The 17,882-nt window shown below is 68.0% G+C and carries 18 protein-coding genes; 10 read left to right on the top strand and 8 right to left on the bottom strand.

Going from position 1 to position 17,882, the window contains the following annotated elements; all coding sequences use genetic code 11:
* Positions 1–25: 25 nt before the first annotated feature.
* Positions 26–817, top strand: coding sequence for an enoyl-CoA hydratase/isomerase family protein (locus A3ES_RS0104815; RefSeq protein ID WP_020385650.1), 792 nt, complete (start codon positions 26–28; stop codon positions 815–817).
* A 16-nt stretch (positions 818–833) separates the two neighbouring features.
* On the opposite strand, the gene A3ES_RS0104810 is transcribed toward A3ES_RS0104815, so the two are convergent.
* The 7 genes from A3ES_RS0104810 to A3ES_RS0104780 form a co-directional block, all read right to left on the bottom strand.
* Positions 834–1,394 carry a DNA-3-methyladenine glycosylase I gene (locus tag A3ES_RS0104810; protein WP_020385649.1) on the bottom strand — a complete coding sequence of 187 codons (561 nt, stop codon included), beginning with the start codon at positions 1,392–1,394 and terminating at the stop codon, positions 834–836.
* Entirely contained in the window at positions 1,391–1,828 is a 438-nt protein-coding gene (locus A3ES_RS0104805; RefSeq protein ID WP_020385648.1) for an SRPBCC family protein, read from the bottom strand. Before A3ES_RS0104805 ends, A3ES_RS0104810 begins: the two co-directional genes overlap by 4 nt.
* The gene (locus A3ES_RS55405; protein ID WP_020385647.1) at positions 1,828–2,688 is read right to left on the bottom strand and encodes a DivIVA domain-containing protein; all 861 of its coding nucleotides are present in this window, start codon (positions 2,686–2,688) and stop codon (positions 1,828–1,830) included. Before A3ES_RS55405 ends, A3ES_RS0104805 begins: the two co-directional genes overlap by 1 nt.
* Positions 2,689–2,800: 112 nt before the next feature.
* The gene (locus A3ES_RS0104795) at positions 2,801–3,670 is read right to left on the bottom strand and encodes an LOG family protein (protein ID WP_026162553.1); all 870 of its coding nucleotides are present in this window, start codon (positions 3,668–3,670) and stop codon (positions 2,801–2,803) included.
* Positions 3,671–3,725: 55 nt separating this feature from the next.
* Entirely contained in the window at positions 3,726–4,787 is a 1,062-nt protein-coding gene (gene dapE, locus A3ES_RS0104790; protein ID WP_020385645.1) for a succinyl-diaminopimelate desuccinylase, read from the bottom strand.
* Positions 4,774–5,475 carry a VOC family protein gene (locus tag A3ES_RS0104785; RefSeq protein WP_020385644.1) on the bottom strand — a complete coding sequence of 234 codons (702 nt, stop codon included), beginning with the start codon at positions 5,473–5,475 and terminating at the stop codon, positions 4,774–4,776. Before A3ES_RS0104785 ends, dapE begins: the two co-directional genes overlap by 14 nt.
* A 56-nt stretch (positions 5,476–5,531) precedes the next feature.
* Positions 5,532–6,131: a CGNR zinc finger domain-containing protein gene (locus A3ES_RS0104780; RefSeq protein ID WP_020385643.1), complete on the bottom strand. Its 600-nt coding sequence runs from the start codon at positions 6,129–6,131 to the stop codon at positions 5,532–5,534.
* Positions 6,132–6,193: 62 nt separating this feature from the next.
* On the opposite strand from A3ES_RS0104780, the gene A3ES_RS0104775 reads away from it, so the two are divergent.
* The 6 genes from A3ES_RS0104775 (at position 6,194) to A3ES_RS0104750 (ending at position 14,274) form a co-directional block, all read left to right on the top strand.
* Entirely contained in the window at positions 6,194–6,856 is a 663-nt protein-coding gene (locus A3ES_RS0104775) for a maleylpyruvate isomerase family mycothiol-dependent enzyme (RefSeq protein WP_020385642.1), read from the top strand.
* 532 nt (positions 6,857–7,388) lie between these two features.
* Positions 7,389–9,503 (top strand): ATP-binding protein, encoded by a 2,115-nt coding sequence (locus tag A3ES_RS0104770; RefSeq protein WP_020385641.1) that lies wholly within the window; start codon positions 7,389–7,391, stop codon positions 9,501–9,503.
* Between the two features lie 34 nt (positions 9,504–9,537).
* On the top strand, positions 9,538–10,302 hold the full coding sequence (locus tag A3ES_RS0104765) for an alpha/beta hydrolase family protein (RefSeq protein ID WP_020385640.1): 765 nt from the start codon (positions 9,538–9,540) through the stop codon (positions 10,300–10,302).
* A complete protein-coding gene (locus tag A3ES_RS55930; RefSeq protein WP_020385639.1) occupies positions 10,299–11,996 on the top strand; it encodes a formylglycine-generating enzyme family protein in 1,698 nt (565 codons plus the stop codon). Before A3ES_RS0104765 ends, A3ES_RS55930 begins: the two co-directional genes overlap by 4 nt.
* Positions 11,993–13,264: an aspartate aminotransferase family protein gene (locus A3ES_RS46265; protein ID WP_020385638.1), complete on the top strand. Its 1,272-nt coding sequence runs from the start codon at positions 11,993–11,995 to the stop codon at positions 13,262–13,264. The genes A3ES_RS55930 and A3ES_RS46265 overlap by 4 nt, the downstream gene beginning before the upstream one ends.
* Positions 13,261–14,274: a Gfo/Idh/MocA family protein gene (locus A3ES_RS0104750; protein WP_020385637.1), complete on the top strand. Its 1,014-nt coding sequence runs from the start codon at positions 13,261–13,263 to the stop codon at positions 14,272–14,274. Before A3ES_RS46265 ends, A3ES_RS0104750 begins: the two co-directional genes overlap by 4 nt.
* Positions 14,275–14,333: 59 nt before the next feature.
* On the opposite strand, the gene A3ES_RS0104745 is transcribed toward A3ES_RS0104750, so the two are convergent.
* A complete protein-coding gene (locus tag A3ES_RS0104745) occupies positions 14,334–14,633 on the bottom strand; it encodes a hypothetical protein (protein WP_020385636.1) in 300 nt (99 codons plus the stop codon).
* A 272-nt stretch (positions 14,634–14,905) separates the two neighbouring features.
* On the opposite strand from A3ES_RS0104745, the gene A3ES_RS0104740 reads away from it, so the two are divergent.
* The 3 genes from A3ES_RS0104740 to A3ES_RS0104730 are packed head-to-tail and all read left to right on the top strand — an operon-like array spanning position 14,906 to position 17,713.
* A complete protein-coding gene (locus tag A3ES_RS0104740) occupies positions 14,906–15,583 on the top strand; it encodes a KpsF/GutQ family sugar-phosphate isomerase (RefSeq protein ID WP_020385635.1) in 678 nt (225 codons plus the stop codon).
* Positions 15,580–16,662: a ribokinase gene (locus A3ES_RS0104735; protein ID WP_020385634.1), complete on the top strand. Its 1,083-nt coding sequence runs from the start codon at positions 15,580–15,582 to the stop codon at positions 16,660–16,662. The genes A3ES_RS0104740 and A3ES_RS0104735 overlap by 4 nt, the downstream gene beginning before the upstream one ends.
* Complete coding sequence (locus tag A3ES_RS0104730) at positions 16,559–17,713, top strand: LacI family DNA-binding transcriptional regulator (RefSeq protein ID WP_272944596.1); 1,155 nt, start codon at positions 16,559–16,561, stop codon at positions 17,711–17,713. The genes A3ES_RS0104735 and A3ES_RS0104730 overlap by 104 nt, the downstream gene beginning before the upstream one ends.
* The last annotated feature ends 169 nt before the right edge of the window (positions 17,714–17,882 follow it).

The raw sequence follows: 17,882 nt of genomic DNA, 5'->3' as shown, positions 1-17,882 counted from the left end.
CACCGAATGTTGGGAGCCAGCAACGATGAGTGACTCTGTCGCGTACGACGTGACCGCGGGCGTCGCCACGATCACCCTGAACCGGCCGGAGGCGATGAACTCGCTCGACACGCCGACCAAGGTGGCGCTGCGGGACACCGTCCAGGCGGCAGCCGAGGACGAGGCCGTCCGGTGTGTCGTGCTGACCGGTACCGGCCGGGCGTTCTGCGTCGGGCAGGACCTGAAGGAGCATGTCGGGCTGCTCCAGTCCGGGGATATGGACGCGCTGTGGAGCACCGTCCCCGACCACTACGCGCCGATCGCGCTGGCGCTGGCCGGGATGCCGAAGCCCGTGATCGCGTCAGTGAACGGAGTCGCGGCCGGTGCCGGCGCGTCGATGGCCTTCGCCTGCGACTTCCGGGTGGTCGCCGAGACGGCCGGCTTCAACTTCGCCTTCACCGGCATCGCGCTGTCCTGCGACACGGGGATCTCGTGGACCCTCCCCCGGCTGATCGGCCAGGCGAAAGCCACCGAGCTGCTCTACTTCCCCCGCACGATCCCGGCGGCCGAGGCCCTCACGCTCGGGCTGGCGACGTCCGTGGTGCCGGCGGAGGAGCTCGCCACCGCCACGGCCGAGCTGGCCACCCGCCTCGCCAACGGACCGACGGTTGCCTATGGCGCCATTCGCCAGTCCATCCTGTACTCCGCCACGAGCACGCTCGCCGAAGCCTTGGAGTTCGAGGCCGGCAAGATGAACCTCACCGGCGGCACCGAGGACCACCGCAACGGCGTCGCCTCCTTCGTCGCCAAGGAGAAGCCCACCTTCCAGGGCAAGTGATCCGTCCCGACGTCATTCAGCGGGCTATGCAGTCGGCGAGGTGATCGTTCACGATGCCGGTGGCCTGCATGAGAGCGTAGCTAGTGGTGGGGCCGATGAAGACAAACCCCTTCTTTTTCAGGGCTTTGGACATCGCGACGGACTCCGGCGTGGTGGCGGGGACGTCGGAGCTGGTCTGCGGGGCCGGCCGCTCCTGCGGCTGGAACGACCACAGCAGGTCGGTCAGCTCGCCGGGCTCCAGCGCCAGCAGAGCCTGGGCGTTGGTGATCGTCGCGTTGACCTTCAGCCGGTTGCGGACGATGCCGGCGTCGGCCATCAGTCGGTCGAAATCATCCTGCCCATACGCCGCGACGCGCTCGGGGTCGAAGTTGGCGAACGCCTTCCGGAAGTTCTCCCGCTTGCGCAGGATCGTGATCCAGGACAGGCCCGACTGGAACCCTTCCAGCGTCATCCGCTCGTACAGGCCGACGTCGTCGCGGATCTCCCGGCCCCACTCGTCGTCGTGGTACCGGATGTACTCCGGTGCGGAAGTCGCCCAGGTGCAGCGGGGCTGCCCGTCCGGGCCGGTCACGGTCATCTCGCGACCACCGCGGCGAGGCGCTTCAGCGAGATGCGCATCATCAGCTCGAACGCGGGGCGCACCACTGGCCACGCAGTACGGCCTAGTCGTCCCAGCGGTGGGATGACGTCTTCGGACCAGACGAAGGTGCTGCCGGCTGGGGCCGGGTGGACGACGAAGGTGCCGGTACCGCGGACGACCGTGCCGAGGTGTTTGACCGTGCATTCGCGCGGAGGATCCCAGTGCGTGATGACCATGTCATCAGTGAAACCCAGAGGACCGACACTTGTGCGGGCCGCGACGCCGCCGCCGATGCCCTGGCCGTTGTTGTCCGTTGCCCAGACGCGGGTGAAAAGCATCCAGGCGGATTGGGCGTTCCAGTCCATCACGGTGTCCCAGGCGGCTTGCGGGTCGAGCGGGAGGTCGACGGCCGCTTCCGCGTGGCAGGACATCAGTTGGGTCGCTGTACTGCGCTCACATCAGGTGCAGCACTGTGCCGCCCCCGCGGCTGCCCGTCATCCGCGTCACCGGGGTCGCCCTCGTCCTCCGGGCTGCCGGGAGCGTCCGGGGTACCGGGTGTGGGGTCTGCGGCGGTGTGGTCCGGCGGGGGCTCCTTGGCCTGGAACCACGGGGTTGGCTCGGGTTCGTCCTCTTCGTGGGTGTGGACGAGTTCCTGCAGGAGCGGCGGGAGCGGCACCGGAGGCTGCGGCTGGTCATGGAGCGGAGAGGGCGCCGCCTCCTCCTCAAACCACCCCTCCCCCTGTACGCCGTCCGCCGCGTCAGATTCCTCAGACGGAGTCACTACCTCTGGCTGAGCAACCTGCTCGCCCTGCAGGTCAGCCTCAGGCTGGGAACCCACCTGCGCTTCAGGCTGGGCGGGGGCTTCGGGTGCGGTAGGTGCCGCCAGCTCTGCCTGGCCCGGGGGGAAGTCGCCGCCTACGAGGATGGGCTTGGTGTAGCCGGTGTCGTCGAAGTCTGCGGTGGTGTACTCGGAGCGGGAGGTGAAGCCCGCGCCTTCCGGGCCGTGGATGATGGGGCTGACGGCTCGTTCCAGGTCGGCGATCCGGCGGTCCCGCTCGGCGACCTCGCGCGCCACCCGTTCGAGCAGGGTGTCCACCTCGTCCATCCGGTAGCCGCGCAGGCCGACGCCGAAGCGGGCCCGCTCCAGCTCGTCGGCGGTGAGCGCTTGCCGCGCCGGTACGGTCAGGTCCGGCCGGTCGTCGTACGCGGGCGCCATGGCACCCCACCGTCCCGACGCAACGACGGCAACAGCTCCGATCAGGAGCACGACAATCAGCCCGAAGAACCACATCACGTGACCGATCGTGCCATGTATTCTCCGTCCCCGCCCCGCCACCCCGGTCAGGGGCCGACGGACAACACCGCACAACCACGGGCAGGTCGCCCCTTGTCAAGAGCGAGTTTCAGCTGCCGTCCGACCCGAGCCGATCCGCCTCCCGCCGCTCTCGCGCCTCCGGGCTGTCGGTCTGCGCCACATCCCGCGCCGCCGCGGCAGCAGCTTCCTCGGCCGCCGCGTCGGCCATCTCGCCGGCCTTCACGATGTAGCTGATCGCCTCGTCCACGTCATCGGTGATGGTGAACATGTCCAGGTCCGCCGGCGAGATCTTGCCGTCGGCAAGCATCGTGTCGCGCAGCCAGTCGGCCAGCCCGCTCCAGTACGACGTACCGAACAGCACCACCGGGAACGACGTGACCTTGCGCGTCTGCGCCAGCGTGAGCGCCTCGAACAGCTCGTCCAGGGTGCCGAATCCGCCCGGCATCACCACGAACCCCTGCGCGTACTTGACGAACATCGTCTTGCGGGTGAAGAAGTAGCGGAAGTTCATCCCGATGTCGACCCACTCGTTCAGGCCGTTCTCGAAGGGCAGCTCGATCCCGAGCCCGACCGACACACCACCCGCCTCGGAGGCACCTTTGTTCGCCGCCTCCATCACGCCCGGTCCACCACCGGTGATCACCGCATAACCGGCGGCGACCAACTTGCGGCCGGTCTCCTCCGCCGCGGCGTACATCGGGTCGTCGGGCCTGGTCCGGGCCGAGCCGAAGACGCTGATCGCGGGCCCGAGCTCGGCGAGCATGCCGAACCCTTCGATGAACTCCGACTGGATCCGCAGTACCCGCCACGGATCGGTGTGCACCCAGTCCGACGGCCCGCGGCTGTCCAGCAGCCGTTGCTCGGAGGTCGATTGCTGCACCTGGTTGCGCCGCATCACGACAGGCCCCCGCTGCTGCGAGCCCTGCGGACGGTCGGGGTGGATCGATGGGTCTGCCATACCCCCCAGGTTAGTGCGGCGGGCCAGCACTGGCCTGCCGAAACCCGGGTCGGCCCTACGCCGTCAACCAACTCCTCAACCGCTGTTCACACTGCTCGATCTCCGCCTCGGGCACGAACTCCTCCTGCTTGTGGGCTAGCAGCGGATCCCCGGGCCCGTAGTTCACCGCCGGCACCCCGAGCAGCGTGAACCGCGCGACATCGGTCCAGCCGAACTTCGGCTGCGGCTCTCCCCCGACCACCTGCAGGAACGCAGCCGCCGCAGGCCGCTCCAACCCCGGCAATCCACCAGGAGCAGAGTCGGTCACCACCACGTCGTACCCCGAGAACACCTCGCGGACATGCGCCTCCGCCTCGGCCTCCGACCGGCTCGGCGCGAACCGGTAGTTCACCGACACCGTGCACAAATCCGGTACGACGTTGCCAGCGACCCCGCCGCTGATCGCGACCGCGTTCAGCCCTTCGCGGTACTCCAGCCCGTCGATCGGTACCCGCCGCGGCTCGTACGTCGCCAGCCGGTCGAGGATCTCGCCGGCCTCGTGGATCGCGTTTTTGCCCATCCACGACCGCGCCGAGTGCGCCCGCTCGCCCCGGGTGGTCACCTCCACCCGCATCGTGCCCTGGCAGCCCGCCTCGACGACCGCATTCGACGGCTCCATCACCACGGCGAACACACCCTGCAGCAGCTCGGGATCGGTCTGGGTCAGCTTGAACAACCCGTTCCGTTCGGCCTCGACCTCTTCGCAGTCGTAGAAGACGTAGGTGATGTCGCGGTTCGGCTCGGTCAGGGTCGCGGCCAGCCGCAGCCCGACCGCGACGCCGCCCTTCATGTCGCAGGCGCCGAGCCCGTGGATCAGCCCGTCCGCCCGGCGAGCCGGCAGGTTGTCGTTCAGCGGCACGGTGTCCAGATGGCCCGCGATGACGATCCGCTCCGCGCGCCCCAGCTCCGTCCGGGCGACGACGGTGTTGCCGTGCCGCGACACGGTCAGATGCGGGTACGCCGACAGCGCATCCTCGACGGCGTCGGCCAGCTCCTGCTCGGTACCGCTGACCGAGGAGACGTCGACCAGCGCAGTACACAGGTCGGGGCCGGACAGGTGCAGATCAAGCTTCGCCATCAGATTCCTCAGCAACCGGGGGTAGGAAGACACAGAACTCGTTGCCCTCGGGATCGGCGCAGACGTGCCAGCCGATCGTGTCGTCCTTGGGCCGCAGCAGTGTCGCACCCGCGGCGAGCAGCGGCTGCAGGTCGTCGGCCGTGACGTCCCAGTGGATCCGGTTCTTCACCGTCTTCGGCTCCGGCACCGGCGCGAACGTCCAGTACGGGAACGGCAGCCCCGGCACGTTCTCCAACCAGTACCACGGCTTGTCCGGCTCGTGCCCGACGTCGCCACCGACGAGCCCGGCCCACCAGCGCGCCTGCGACTCCGGCTCGGCCGAGTCCACCGACAACTCCACCAACCTGTACTCCGGGACCTTCTCGCGCACGAATCCGCAGAACTCGCCGCCCTCGGGATCCGTCATCACAGCCCAGTACTGCTGCTCGGTGATCGGGCTCTGCACGCTCGCACCGAGCCGCTCCAGCTCCTCGATCGAGTGGGTGTGCACGTCGAAGTGCACCCGCTGCTTCACCGTCCGCGGCTCCGGCACCCGGTTGATCCAGATCGTCTTCTCCGGCCGGTCGCCGACCAGCACCTCCGGGTTGTCCGCAGGCGCGGTCAGGCCGAGCACGTTCCCCCAGAAGGACGTCATCACACTGGGCGACCCGACATCGACACACAGATCCTTGAACCGCGCCAAACTCATACCTCAAGGCTAGTGGTCCAGACCGACATCCCGCGTCACTCACCGAAGGGCTGCCGTCACCCGGCGTGTTTGCGCTGGTAGTGGCGGTTGACGCGTTCGCGGTTGCCGCAGGACGGGGAGCACCAGGTTTGGCGGGGGTCGTCCTGGAGGAAGTACTTGACGCAGCGGGCAGCTGGGCAGGCGCGGAGGCGCAGGCGCTCGGGTCCGGCGAGGAAGTCGATCCCAGAGCGGCCGACGGCTCCCAGCAGGAGGGCCCGCGGCTCGGAGGACCGCCCGGACCAACGCATCGCCGGCTCACCTTCCGCTGGCCACTCGAGGTGAGTGGTGCCCAGCTCGTCGGCAGCCTCGTTCAGCAGGCGAAGGGCTTCGGCAGGCTCTAGCAGGTTGTCCGCATCCGCCTTGCTCGGTGGCGCCGGGCTGACCGCCCGCGCAAACAGCGACCGCACCGCACGCCGTACGCCGACCAGGTGTTCCCGTACGTCGTCGTCAACCGGCAGCATCGCCGGATCGAACGGCCGGCCGAGCACCTCCGCGACCAACGGCCCCTTCGCCTGGACCCACTCACGGGTCTCGTCCAGAGTCGCCAGCCCGTCCGCGACGCCACCGTGCCCGTCATGCCGGATGGTCGCGGCAAGGTCGAGGGCCAGCATGCTCATACCGCCAACTCTAATGGGAAAGTCAGTTGCTGCCATGTGAATCGACACCTAGGGTTCGACTCGTGACCTTGAAACCTGATGTCGAAGCGACGATCGACCGGCTGAACGCAGTACTGGCCGGCCTTGATGACGAAGCGGCGCGGGCGCCGTCCGGCTTGCCGGGATGGTCGCGCGGGCACGTGCTGACGCATATCGCGAACTTCAGCGAGGCGATGACGCGGCAGGTCGACGAGGCACGCGCCGGCCGTGGGGTCGAGATGTACGACGGCGGCCGCCCGGCCAGGGACTCCGCGATCGAGGCGGGCTCCGGCCGCCCGGCTGACGAGTTGAAGCAGCACGTGCGCACGGCGAGCGAAGGTCTGCTCGCCGCCTGGAGCAAGGTCGACGACTGGACGCAACCCGTCATTCACCGCAACAGCGATCTGGCTGCGACCGTCTACACCGGCTGGCGAGAGTTCGAGATCCACACCGTCGATCTCGCGCTGGAGCCGACCACGGACGGCTGGTCCGAGGAGTTCTGCCTGCACCTGCTCGACTTCCTTCGGCCGCGTACTCCGGACGGCCTCCGGCTGGTCCTCGATGCCGGCGACACCCGCTGGGAGAACGGCACCGGCCCGGACCACGTCCTGACCGGCACCCTCTCCGACCTCACCGCCTGGTTCGCCGGCCGCACACCCGTGCGGCCGATCGCAGGCGACCTCCCAGACCTCAACCCCTGGCCGTAGCCGCCGGTTGCGTCTTGGCCGACGGTTCGCGCCTTGGCCGACGGTTGCGCCTTAACCTCGATCCACCGACTGGTTGGTGAAAAGCAGGGGCTGAGCGGTCGGTCTCTTTGGGGGCTCTGTTGGGGGTTGGTGGGCGCGGGTGATCGCCCGGCCTGCCTGGCGGGGTGTTCCGTGTTTCCTTGGTTGTGCCGATGTCGGCGATTGTCAGGTGGTGGCGATCGGTGGTGGTCCGCAACGGTGATCGAAGAGTCGCTGGCTTAAGCACCCAGGGCAATCTTCGGAAACCAACTACCGCTTGGATCGGCCCCGATTCGATGGAGCGCATCCATCCGTGTCGGCATCGGCCGCGTCCACATGCGGGTTCTATCCGACGTCGCCGAGACTGATGAACCAAGTTTCCGGAGGCTCACTCAAGAACGTCGATTCCACGTTGCGTCCTTCGTGGACCTGAGTGAGACTGACGGGAGCGTTCGTCGCTCTGTTGCCGGCAAATGACTGACCGTGATGATGGTGCGTGAGTGAGGTCTGTGCTATGGGTGGCTTCACTTCCGGGGCGAGCGAATGGCTTGGCCTGATCTCCGGGCTACTGGCGGTGGTCGCCGCGGTTATGGGGTTGCCGCCCTTGATCGCGCGCCTCCGCCGGTCTGACAGGAGCCGGAAAGGCAAGCCGCGGGTGCTGCTGCCATCTCGTACTCAGCTCGTCGACCGGAGCGACGAGGTGGCTCAGGCTCTGCGCTACCTCGACCGCGGCGAGTATCTGGTTTCCATCGAGGGCAGCATTGGCGTCGGCAAGAGCGTTCTGGCCACAGAGGTCGCGCATCGGCTTGCCGAGCGCCGATCGACGAGGAAGCCTGGACGCGGGTTCACTTCTCTGGTCTGGTTCGACGCGCACAACAGTGTGCTCAGTCTCGCGGACCTCGCACGTACGCTCGGGCTCGCCACCGGAAGTCCGACGCTGTCAGCAGCTCCAGCAGAGCACAAGGCCGAGGCGCTGCGTGCCCACTTGGCCGATCATCCGACTGTCCTGGTGATCGACAACTTGCGGTTGACCGCCACCGATGCGCAGCATCTCATCGACTTCCTCAAGACCCTGCCGAGCGGCTCGCTGGCGATCGTCAGCGCCAACACACCCGGGCGGCTGCCGGCGCCGCGAGTGCTGCTTCAGGAGCTGCAGTTGCAGTACATGCAGGAGCTGCTTCTTCGGGAGGCCCGGCGTCGCAGCGTGCCGGAGATCATCGGCGCCGACGCGGCAACGTTCGAGCGTATCCATCGGCTGCTGGGCGGCAATCCTCGGGCGATCGAGCTGTTCGTGCTGGCCTGTTCACGAGATAGCCGGAACCTTTCGGACAGGATTGGTCAGCTTGAGGGCGGGTCGGCGCAGCTGGCTGATGCGTTATTCAGTGCTGTGTGGCAGGACGTGAACGAGACTGGGCGCAGCCTGCTGCGTGTGTGCGCCTATCTGGGTGGCAACGCTGACGTGGAACAGTTGCGAGCGGGGCTCGCGGTCCGGGCAGCCGAGGTGGAGGCCCTCGTCGAGCGGTTGTGGTCCGATGGGCTGCTCGCGTCGCGCCAGCAGCATGGCGTGACGGTGTACACCTGCTCTGCCGCGTTGCGCCTGTTCGTGCTCAACCACACCGCGGCTGACGACACCGCGACCTTCGCGGGACGGCTGGCGGAGCACTTCATAACCCGGTTCAGCCAGGACTGGGAGGACGCGGCCGGCGCCGGTACACACATCGAGGCCATTCGCCTACTCATCCACGATCTTCACCGGCATGGGGCGTACGAGCAGTGCGTGAAGCTTTTCGAGGTCACGCTCGACATCTTCTTCACATTAGGACTGTTCGACGATCGTATCGAGCTTGGCTGGACGACGTACGAGGCGGCAACGGCGTTGGGGCGCGACGAGCAGCGTTCGCTGGCCTTGTCGGTGATCTCGTCGACGCACGCGGTGCGCGGTGAGGTCGCGGAAGCGGCTCGCACGGCTCAACTGGGGCTCGGCATCGCCCGCGAGTCCGGATCGGCACGGGAGATCGCGCGACAGCTGCGATGCGTCGGCTTCGCGCTGTTCCGGGCCGGTCAGACGGCCGAAGCCCTCGCGGTGGTCAAGAACCCTCAGGAGGATGCCGAGGAGATGGCGCGGGCAGCCGGCGACCCGAACAATATGATCGACGTACAGTCTCTAGTTGGGGCCGCCCACTGGCATCTGGGCGAGCTGGATTCGTGCGAGCAGACCGTGCGCCGGTTTCTGGACGCCTGCGAGCAGCTGCCCTGGGAGCGGGGCAAAGCGTACGCGATCAGGGACCTGGCGGAGGTGACCCTGATGCGGCGGGCGTTCACGGATTCAGGCCTTCTACTTGGCCAGGCGCGGCAGATCGCTGAGGAGTACCGCGACGTACGCCAACTGGTCCGCATCGATCTCACCGATGCTCGGCTGAGCCTGTTCCGGGGGCACGTGCTTAAGGCGCGCGGGCACGCGCGTAAGGCTGCCGCGGACGCACGACAGCTGTCACTGTCTGGTGAGCAGTCCGAAGCGGAGGCCACTTCGCGCTATGCGACTCGAGCACTGCTCATGCCGTGGTTGTGGCTGGCCGCGTACCGGCGTCCGAGAGTCAGGTTCACTAGTCAGACGGTCGGCGGCGACTGATCATGACCCCGAGAGAGTGAGGAGCAGGTTGTCGATGATCCAGGAGCAATGTCACAGAGTTGGTGTCGGCGACGACGAGCTCGCGGTCGTCGTCGCGACCCCGCCCACCGGGTCGCCACAACGCATGGTCATGATGCTGCACGGTGGCCCGGGCGGGCAGAAGGACGGGCCGGCTGACCTCTACGTCGACCTTGCCGCACATCTCTGCTCTGCCGGGATCGCGTCCGTGCGCTTCGACTTCCGCGGCTGCGGCGAGAGTACCGGCAGCTACCGGGACATGACCATTGTCCGGCAGGTCGAGGACCTGCGAGCGGTGCGCCGTTTCGTCGATGACGGGTACCAGCCGAGTGTCTGGGGGCTGATCGGGGAGAGTTTCGGTGCTGCGGTCGGCTTGGCTGGCTTCGACCCGGCGTACCGGGCTGTCGTACTGCTGTGGCCGGCGATCTGGCTGCTCGACGGGGCGTTCGAGTCCTATCTGAGTGAGGAAAACGTGAGCGCGGCACGGCGCGACGGTCAGGTGGATCTCGACGGGGAGCAGATAGGTCTGGCGTTCCTCGACGAACTGCGGGAGGTGCAGGACGTCAGCGTCCCGCTGCGCGGCCTGTCCACTCCGGTGCTCTTCGTCCACGGGGAAGCCGACATTGAGGTGCCGTTCGGGCAAAGCGTACGCGCGGCCAACCTGCTCTCAGGACCACACAAGTTGGTCGGGGTACCCGACGGCGATCACTGTCTCGAAGAACCGCAGGAACGAGAGGTCGTGTACCGCGAGACGGTGACATGGCTACACGACCACCTGTGAGTATCGGCGCGATATTCATCGCGCCGACCACCTACCGGAATCTGCCCGCGATCGGCTGGGCGGCACACGGCGACGTACAGGCCGAGCTGCTCTGGCAGCTCGGCCAGCGCTTCGACAGCAAGATCATCGTAATTGGCGACAGGCGCCTCGGTAGTCCCGCCGCCGCCCGCCGCGCCGTCGACGATGCCAGGAAGGCTCTCGACGGGAGGGCTGTGCTGCTGGTCTGCCTGGCGGGCCACGTCGTCGAGTTCGCCCGCCGCGACGGCCTGATCACCGCGTTGGCGCTGCCAGGCTCCGTGTCGGGACGCCCCACCAGCATGCTCCGGATCGATGAACTGTCGGCGGCCCTTCGCCTAGGAGAGGGAAAACCGGTCATCGTGTGCGCAGACCTTGTCTCACCTCGGGACACCGCGGGCACCGTCGCCCCCGCGTTTACCGGCGCGTTCGTGCTCGCATCGCGGTCCGCCGCGGATGCGTGGCCCGAGAGCACCTGCCACGACGCCCTTGCGGCGGTCCTCGGCGGCCTCGCAGCCTCGGGAACCGAGCAGTCGGTGCCACAACTGTTGGACGTCGCCCAGCAACGCATCGTCGCCGCAGGCGGGAGGCCGCACCTCACCGTCTGCGCGAGCCCGGCTGTAGTCAGGTCCAGGTTCATCGGCGAGCAGTTGCCCGATTACGTCCGGGAGGATCTCTCGTCCCCGGATCCCGGCTCTCGCCTCGATGCGGTCACCGAACTCGCCGCACTGGCCCCGTCCACCCCGTTCGCGCGCGACAGCCTCCTGCGGCTGGCGACCAGAGACCGCGCCGAGGCCGTCCGTGGCTACGCCGACACGATGTCACGGCAGGACCGGCAACCCTCACTGCGGCAGTTGCTGACTGGCGGCGTCGTCCCATGCGACATCCACGAGGCGGCGCTGAAGGAACCGGCGGTGCCCGAGTTACTGCCGCACGGCGGCGGCGATGTGGTCCTGGGCGTCGACGCACCGGACGGCCAGGACGACTGCCGCCCCCGGCACAGTGTTCGGTTGCAGCCGTATCGGCTGGCCCGCACTGTGGTGACCAACCGCCAATACCTTGCCTTTCTCGCAGCCGAGGGCGGCCCCTGCCCCGACCACTGGCAGGCCGACAACTCGCTGTGGCTGGACGACCTTCCCGTGGTCATGGTGTCCTGGCTCGACGCCTCGCGCTACTGTGCATGGCTGACTCGCCACTGGCACCACACCGGAGCGCTCGCTCCTGGCCAGCGCATCACCCTGCCGAGCGAAGCCGAGTGGGAAGCGGCAGCAAGCAACGGCTATGGCCAGCGTCATCCCTGGGGAGACATCGCTGATCCACGTCGAGCCAACATCCGCGCCACGGGCATCGGGGCCGTCGTTGCCTCCGGCCAGTTTTCCCCTCAAAGCGATAACGAGCCAGGCTGTCAGGATCTGATCGGCAACGTCTGGGAATGGACCCGCAGTCTCTGGGGGCACAGCGGACATCAGCCGACATTCGGCTATCCCTATCAACCCGACGACGGACGCGAGGCGGCCAGCACCCGACCGGGAGGCCGATATGTCATCCGGGGCGGAGCCTTCTACTACGCCACCGAATGCGCGAACTCCTTCACCCGCAATCGCATGCTCGCCACCGATCGCCATCCAGCGGGTGGATTCCGGGTGGCGTCGACCAGCGCCGGGAAGAAGAAATCGTGAGTGGCCAGTCGCATTGGGATGAGGAGCTGACCGTCCTCGGGCCGGGCATCTCCGAGGCGGTTCGGTGGGCAGGCCTCGCCGTCATCGAAGCAGCGGGAATGCACCTCACAGACACCAGCGGGCGCAGGATCGCCGACCTTATGGGCGCCGCCGGCGTCAACCTCCTCGGCCACTCGCATCCGGCATATGTCGAGGCCATGACCCGGCAGATGGGCAGTTGGATGATCGGAGCACATGCCTCCGACGCACGGTTGGAAATGACCCGCCTGCTCCGGCAACTACTACCGGCCCACCTTGACCGCGTACAGCTCTACAGCAGTGGCAGCGAGGCCGTCGAATCGGCCATCCGGCTGGCGAAGTCCGCTACGGGCCGCTTCGAGATCCTTTCCTTCTGGCAGGCGTTCCACGGCCGCACCCTGGGCAGCCTGGCGCACACCAGCGGGGCACGCACGGGCCTCGGACCAACCGCGCCCGGCAGCATCAGCGCCCCGTACGCGGACTGCTCACGTTGCCCCTTGCGCCTGACCTCGCCGTCCTGCGGGTTCGCCTGCGTCGACCTCGCCCGCGACATCCTGCGTGAGCAGTCCATCGGATCCCTCGCGGCGATCCTGGTCGAGCCCGTCCAAGGCCGCGCGGGCAACGTGGTGCCACCTGCGGGCTACCTCATTGCCCTGCGCCGCCTCGCCGACGAACACGGCGCCCTGCTCATCGCCGACGAGTCCATGACCGGCATGGGCCGCACCGGCGCTGTCTTCGCCAGCGTCGAGCCGGATGTACGCCCCGACATCGTCGTGCTCGGCAAAGGGCTGGGCAACGGCTACCCCGTCTCCGCCATCTGTGCCCCGACGAAGCTCATGCGGCGAGGCCCGTTCGGCGCGCCCAGTGCCAGTTCCTCCAGCTACGGAGGCTTTCCGCTCGCGTGCCGCGCCGTCGCCGTCGTGGCCGAGACTGTGCACCGGCAGCAACTGGCAGAGAGGGCACACGAGGTAGGGGCTCGGATGCTCACCCGCCTCCGCCAGGACCTCGCCGACCTGGCACTGGTCAGCAGCGTCCACGGCGTCGGCATGGCCATCGGGGTCAGCTTGAACGTCACCGGCAAGGAGCAGTTGCGCCAGGTGTTCCAGCAACTCGTGGCCGCCGGAGTGCTGGTCATGACCGGCGGGCACACCCTGCGGCTCTACCCACCGCTCACTGCTGACGAAACCGAACTCACCGCGGCCGTCGACACCTTCGTGTCGGTGCTACAGCGCCACCAGACCCCGAAATGATCAACGTTGGCGTCATCGGATACGGGCGGGCAGGCGAAGCCCATGCCCGGTGCTACGACGCAATGCCGCAGACCCGGATCGTGGCCATCGTCGACCCCACGCCATCACGGCGCGACGCCGCACGTGCCCGCTTCCCACACGCTGCCATCGCCGCCGCACTCGACGGCATCGCCGGCATCGACCTGGCGCTGATCTGCACGCCGCCGACTAGCCACGAGGCATACATCGAGCAGGCGCTCGTGCGCGGCGCTCATGTGTTCTGCGAGAAGCCGGCCTTCCTCGACCCCGGCAACGGCGTGAGGCTGGTCGCACTTGCCCGGCAACGCCGCAGGATCATCTACCCGGGCCACAACTACTTACACGCGCCGCTGCTACAGCGCCTCCGCGAGCGCGGCGCTCCCGAACGAATCGGACCGCTGCAGCGCCTCGACATGAGAATCGAACGCACCGAATCGGCCAGCGGATCTGCGGACTGGAACCCGTCGTGGCGTCGCGATCCCGCCGTCTCCGGAGGAGGTGTCCTTATCGACCACGGCCCACACTGTATTTACCTCGCTGAATGGCTGACCAGGATGCGAGTCCACCTGGTCAGCTGCACAATGGAATTCAGCACCCGGGAGGTGGAGGATCGCGTCGAGCTGGTACTTGACATGAGCGGCCAGATCAAAACGCACATTCTGCTCTCGTGGCGTGCGCCGCACCGCAGGAGCACGTACAGCCTCACCGGAACGCACGGCTCGGTCGTCCTGAACGGCGACGTCCTCATCGAGGAGGGCCCTACCGGACGGCGAACCTGGCAATTGGCCGAGACGCCGGAGAGCCGCCATGCCCACGACGACTGGCTACCCACACTCGCCGAGGATGTACTCCGCCACGTCACCTCCGGCGCCATGGAGATAGAACCGGCTCGATCCGCACTCGTCGTCGCACACACGATCGCAGCCTCCCACGCATCGGCCGTTCAAGGTGGCCTGGCCCACCGCCTGCCGGGCGCACCCGCTGACCCCTGATGCATATGGCCAGGTTCCAGCGAAGGTGGCGGTGGTCTCACAGTCGGGACTGACTCCGATCAGCCCACGGTGAAGTCGTCCACCTGGATGAACGTGTCGACGCCGGGAGCCGTGAAGCCGGCGTAGACCGTCACCTCATGCACTCCCGCCGGGATCGTGACGGGCACCTCGTGGTGCACATACCCGTTCGAAGCTCCGAAGGACTTCTCCCCCAGGACCTTCGTGCCGATCCGTACTCCGAACCGCCCGCCACCGGCCGGCAGATTCGCCGACGCGTTGATCCACGATCCGAACGTGTACTGCGCTCCCGGCGTGACCGGCACCGTCTGGGTCAACACCCGAACGCCATCGGTCTCCACCGGCGGGAAGGTCAGGTGTACGTCGTATTCGCACCCGCCGACGCGTCACCCGGATACGCCGGCGACAGTGGCCAGACTGGGCAATCGATTTCTCGCAATCTACGATTGTGACCTGGAACGGTCAAGAGTCCCGGTGTCACCGATTTGATCAGATCTGCCGTTCACGCTTGTTTTTGAACAGGATGCAGACGTTGACACTATGTCGCCGCCTTGCCTATTCTTCGGAAATCGATTTCTGACTCTGGACCGGAAGCGGGTCGAGGATGCCAGTAGTGCCGAACCGAGCGGGCACCCACCGCACGGCCGAACAGCCACGGCCGCGGACGGAGTTGCCGCAGGAGCTGGTGATGCGCGGGCTGGCGGCGGCGCGTACTGCGATCGAGACCGAGGCGGCTGCCGTCTCCGCACTGGCCGGACGGCTCGACGGAGTGTTCCTCGACGTACTGACCGCTGTGGCCCGCTGTGAGGGGCACCTGGTCGTCACCGGGCTCGGCAAGTCGGGGCTGGTCGGACGCAAGATCGCTGCCACGCTGGCATCGACCGGGACGCCTGCGACGTTCATCCATGCGGGCGACGCGTTGCACGGCGACTCCGGCGCGGTCACCTCTCGCGACCTGGTTCTGGCGTTGTCGGCGTCGGGCGAGACCGCCGAGGTGTGCGCGTTCGCCCGGATGCTCGCCGAGCGGAAGATCCCGGTGATCGCGATGACGGGTGGCGAGGAGTCGACGCTGGCGCGACTGTCCACCTACACGCTCGACACGATGGTGCTGCGCGAGGCCGACCCGCTGAACCTGGCACCGACGGCGTCCACGACGGCTGCGCTGGTGATGGGCGATGCGCTCGCCTGCGCGCTCGTAGTACTGCGGGAATTCACTCAGCATGACTTCGCGCGGTTCCATCCTTCCGGGGCGCTTGGGCGCAAGCTGCTCGGGCTTGGGGAGGAGGCGTGAGCCGGTACGACGTGTGCGTGCTCGGGTCGTTCATGAAGGACCTGGTCGCTAGCGCGGAGCGTCGGCCGATGCCTGGTGAGACCTTGCACGGCACGGGCTTCGCGGAGTTCCTCGGCGGCAAGGGCGTCAACCAGGCGATCGCCGCGGCCCGGATGGGAGCCCGTACTGCGATCGTCGGCACGATCGGCGACGACCGGTACGGCGAGGAGTTCCTCGAGTTGCTCAAGACGGACGGCGTGGACACCGACTGGGTGGTCAGGCATCCCGAGCTCGGTACCGGGGTGGGGCTTCCGCTGGTGCTGCCGGACGGGAGCAATTCGATCATCATCGTGTCGCGGGCGAACTCGGCGATCACCGCGGCCGATGTCGAGGCGGCCGCGTCGGCGCTGACCTCCAGCGCGGTCCTCAGCGTTCAACTCGAACTCCCGGTCGAGGCGAGCAGAGCTGCCCTCCGGCTCGCCTCGGCCGCGGGTGTCACCACGATCCTGACCCCGGCGCCGGCCGGGCCGGTCGACTCGTCGCTGGCAGCCTTCGTCGACGTCCTCGTGCCGAACGAGGTGGAGGCGGCGGCGCTGACCGGGCTGGATTGCGACGACGAAAGCCAGGTACCGGCGATCGCACGCCGGCTGGCCGACGAGTGGGATCTGCGGGGTTGCGTGATCACGCTCGGCTCGCGGGGTGTGTTCGTCCTGGATCGAACAGGAGGTGCGCCCTTCGGGGCGGGCTCTGGATCCGGTGGCGGCTCTGGCTTCGGCGGCGGCGCTGGCTTCGGCGGCGGCGCTGGCTTCGGCGGCGGCTCGAGGGCGGGTTCGGATCTGGAGATCCGGGTGCCGGCTCATGCGGTGGCGACGGTGGATACGGTCGGTGCCGGTGACGCCTTCTGCGGGTCGCTCGCGGCATCTCTGGCCGGCGGCGCGACGCTCGCGGACGCAGTACGGCTGGCGAATGCCGCGGGTGCGCTGTCTACAACGATGCATGGCGCCGCGACCTCGTGCCCCGACCGGGCCGCCGCTCAGGCGCTGCTCGACGCGCAACCTGTTGAGGCGTCACCTTTCCCGGTGGGACAGCCGCCGTCGTGAGATCCTTGTGCCGTCCAGACGGCAGTTAGGCCTCAAGCGGGGAGCGAGAATGACGACGATCTACGACGTCGCGCGTAGATCTGGCGTATCGCCGGCCACGGTGTCGCGGGTACTCAGTGGCCGCCGGAACGTGGATCCGGAGCTGTCCGAGAAGGTCCGCGCGGCGGTGGCGGAACTCGGCTACCGGCCGAACGGCGTCGCCCGGAACCTGCGCCGCGCCAGCACGAACCTGTGGGCCGTGGTCATCTCGGACATCGAGAACCCGTTCTTCACCTCGCTCGTGCGCGGCCTGGAAGACGTCGCGCAGACCGAGGGCTACCACGTCGTACTGTGCAATTCGGACGAGGACCCGGCCAAGGAAGCGGCGTACGCGTCGGCGGTGCTGACCGAGCAGATGGCCGGCGTGGTGATCTCCCCGACGTCGACCGCCGAGGGCGTCCAGCAGCTCGACGAGGCGAAGACCCCGATGGTGCTGATCGACCGCCGGGTCGAGGGCATCGAGGCGGACACCGTCCTGGTCGACAACGAGCACGGCGCTTTCGAAGGCGTCAACCACCTGATCGAAGGCGGCTACCGCCGGATCGCCTGCATCACCGGACCGCGACGCGTCAGTACTGCGATGGATCGGCTCGCGGGATACCGCTCGGCCCTGCGCGGCGCGGGCATCCGCTTCCAGAAGGACCTGGTCCGGCACGCCGACTTCCGCGAGGCCGGCGGCTTCGCGGCGATGGAGAGCCTGCTCGACCAGCCCGAACGCCCCGAGGCGCTCTTCGTCACCAACAACCTGATGACCGTCGGCGCCCTGGAATGCCTGGCCAAACGAGGCCTCCGCGCCCCCGACGACATCGCCGTAGTCGGCTTCGACGACATCCCCTGGGCCGACCTGGTCGTCCCCTCCCTCACCACCGTCGCCCAGCCCACCTACGAACTGGGCCGCACCGCAGGCCTCCTCCTCAAAGACCGCATAGCCTCCCCCGGCCGCCCCCCATCCACAGTCACCCTCCGCACCGAACTCCACATCCGAGCCACCTCAGCCCCCAAGAAGCCCTGACCCAGCCTGCTATTCTGGGTTCTACGAGGCCTTCGATGGCCGCGGAGAGAACGCCAGGTCTGCTGCCAGACCCTTCCGGCTCAGCCGGATGCGGCGCTCCGGACCATCGAAGGCCTCGTCGTTCGGTCCAACCCCTCAGAACCCGCCCGAGGCCACCACGGGTAGGACT

The sequence above is a fragment of the Kribbella catacumbae DSM 19601 genome, assembly GCF_000372465.1.
In the GTDB taxonomy this organism is placed as follows: domain Bacteria; phylum Actinomycetota; class Actinomycetes; order Propionibacteriales; family Kribbellaceae; genus Kribbella; species Kribbella catacumbae.
This window is presented reverse-complemented; position numbering and strand designations above follow the sequence as displayed.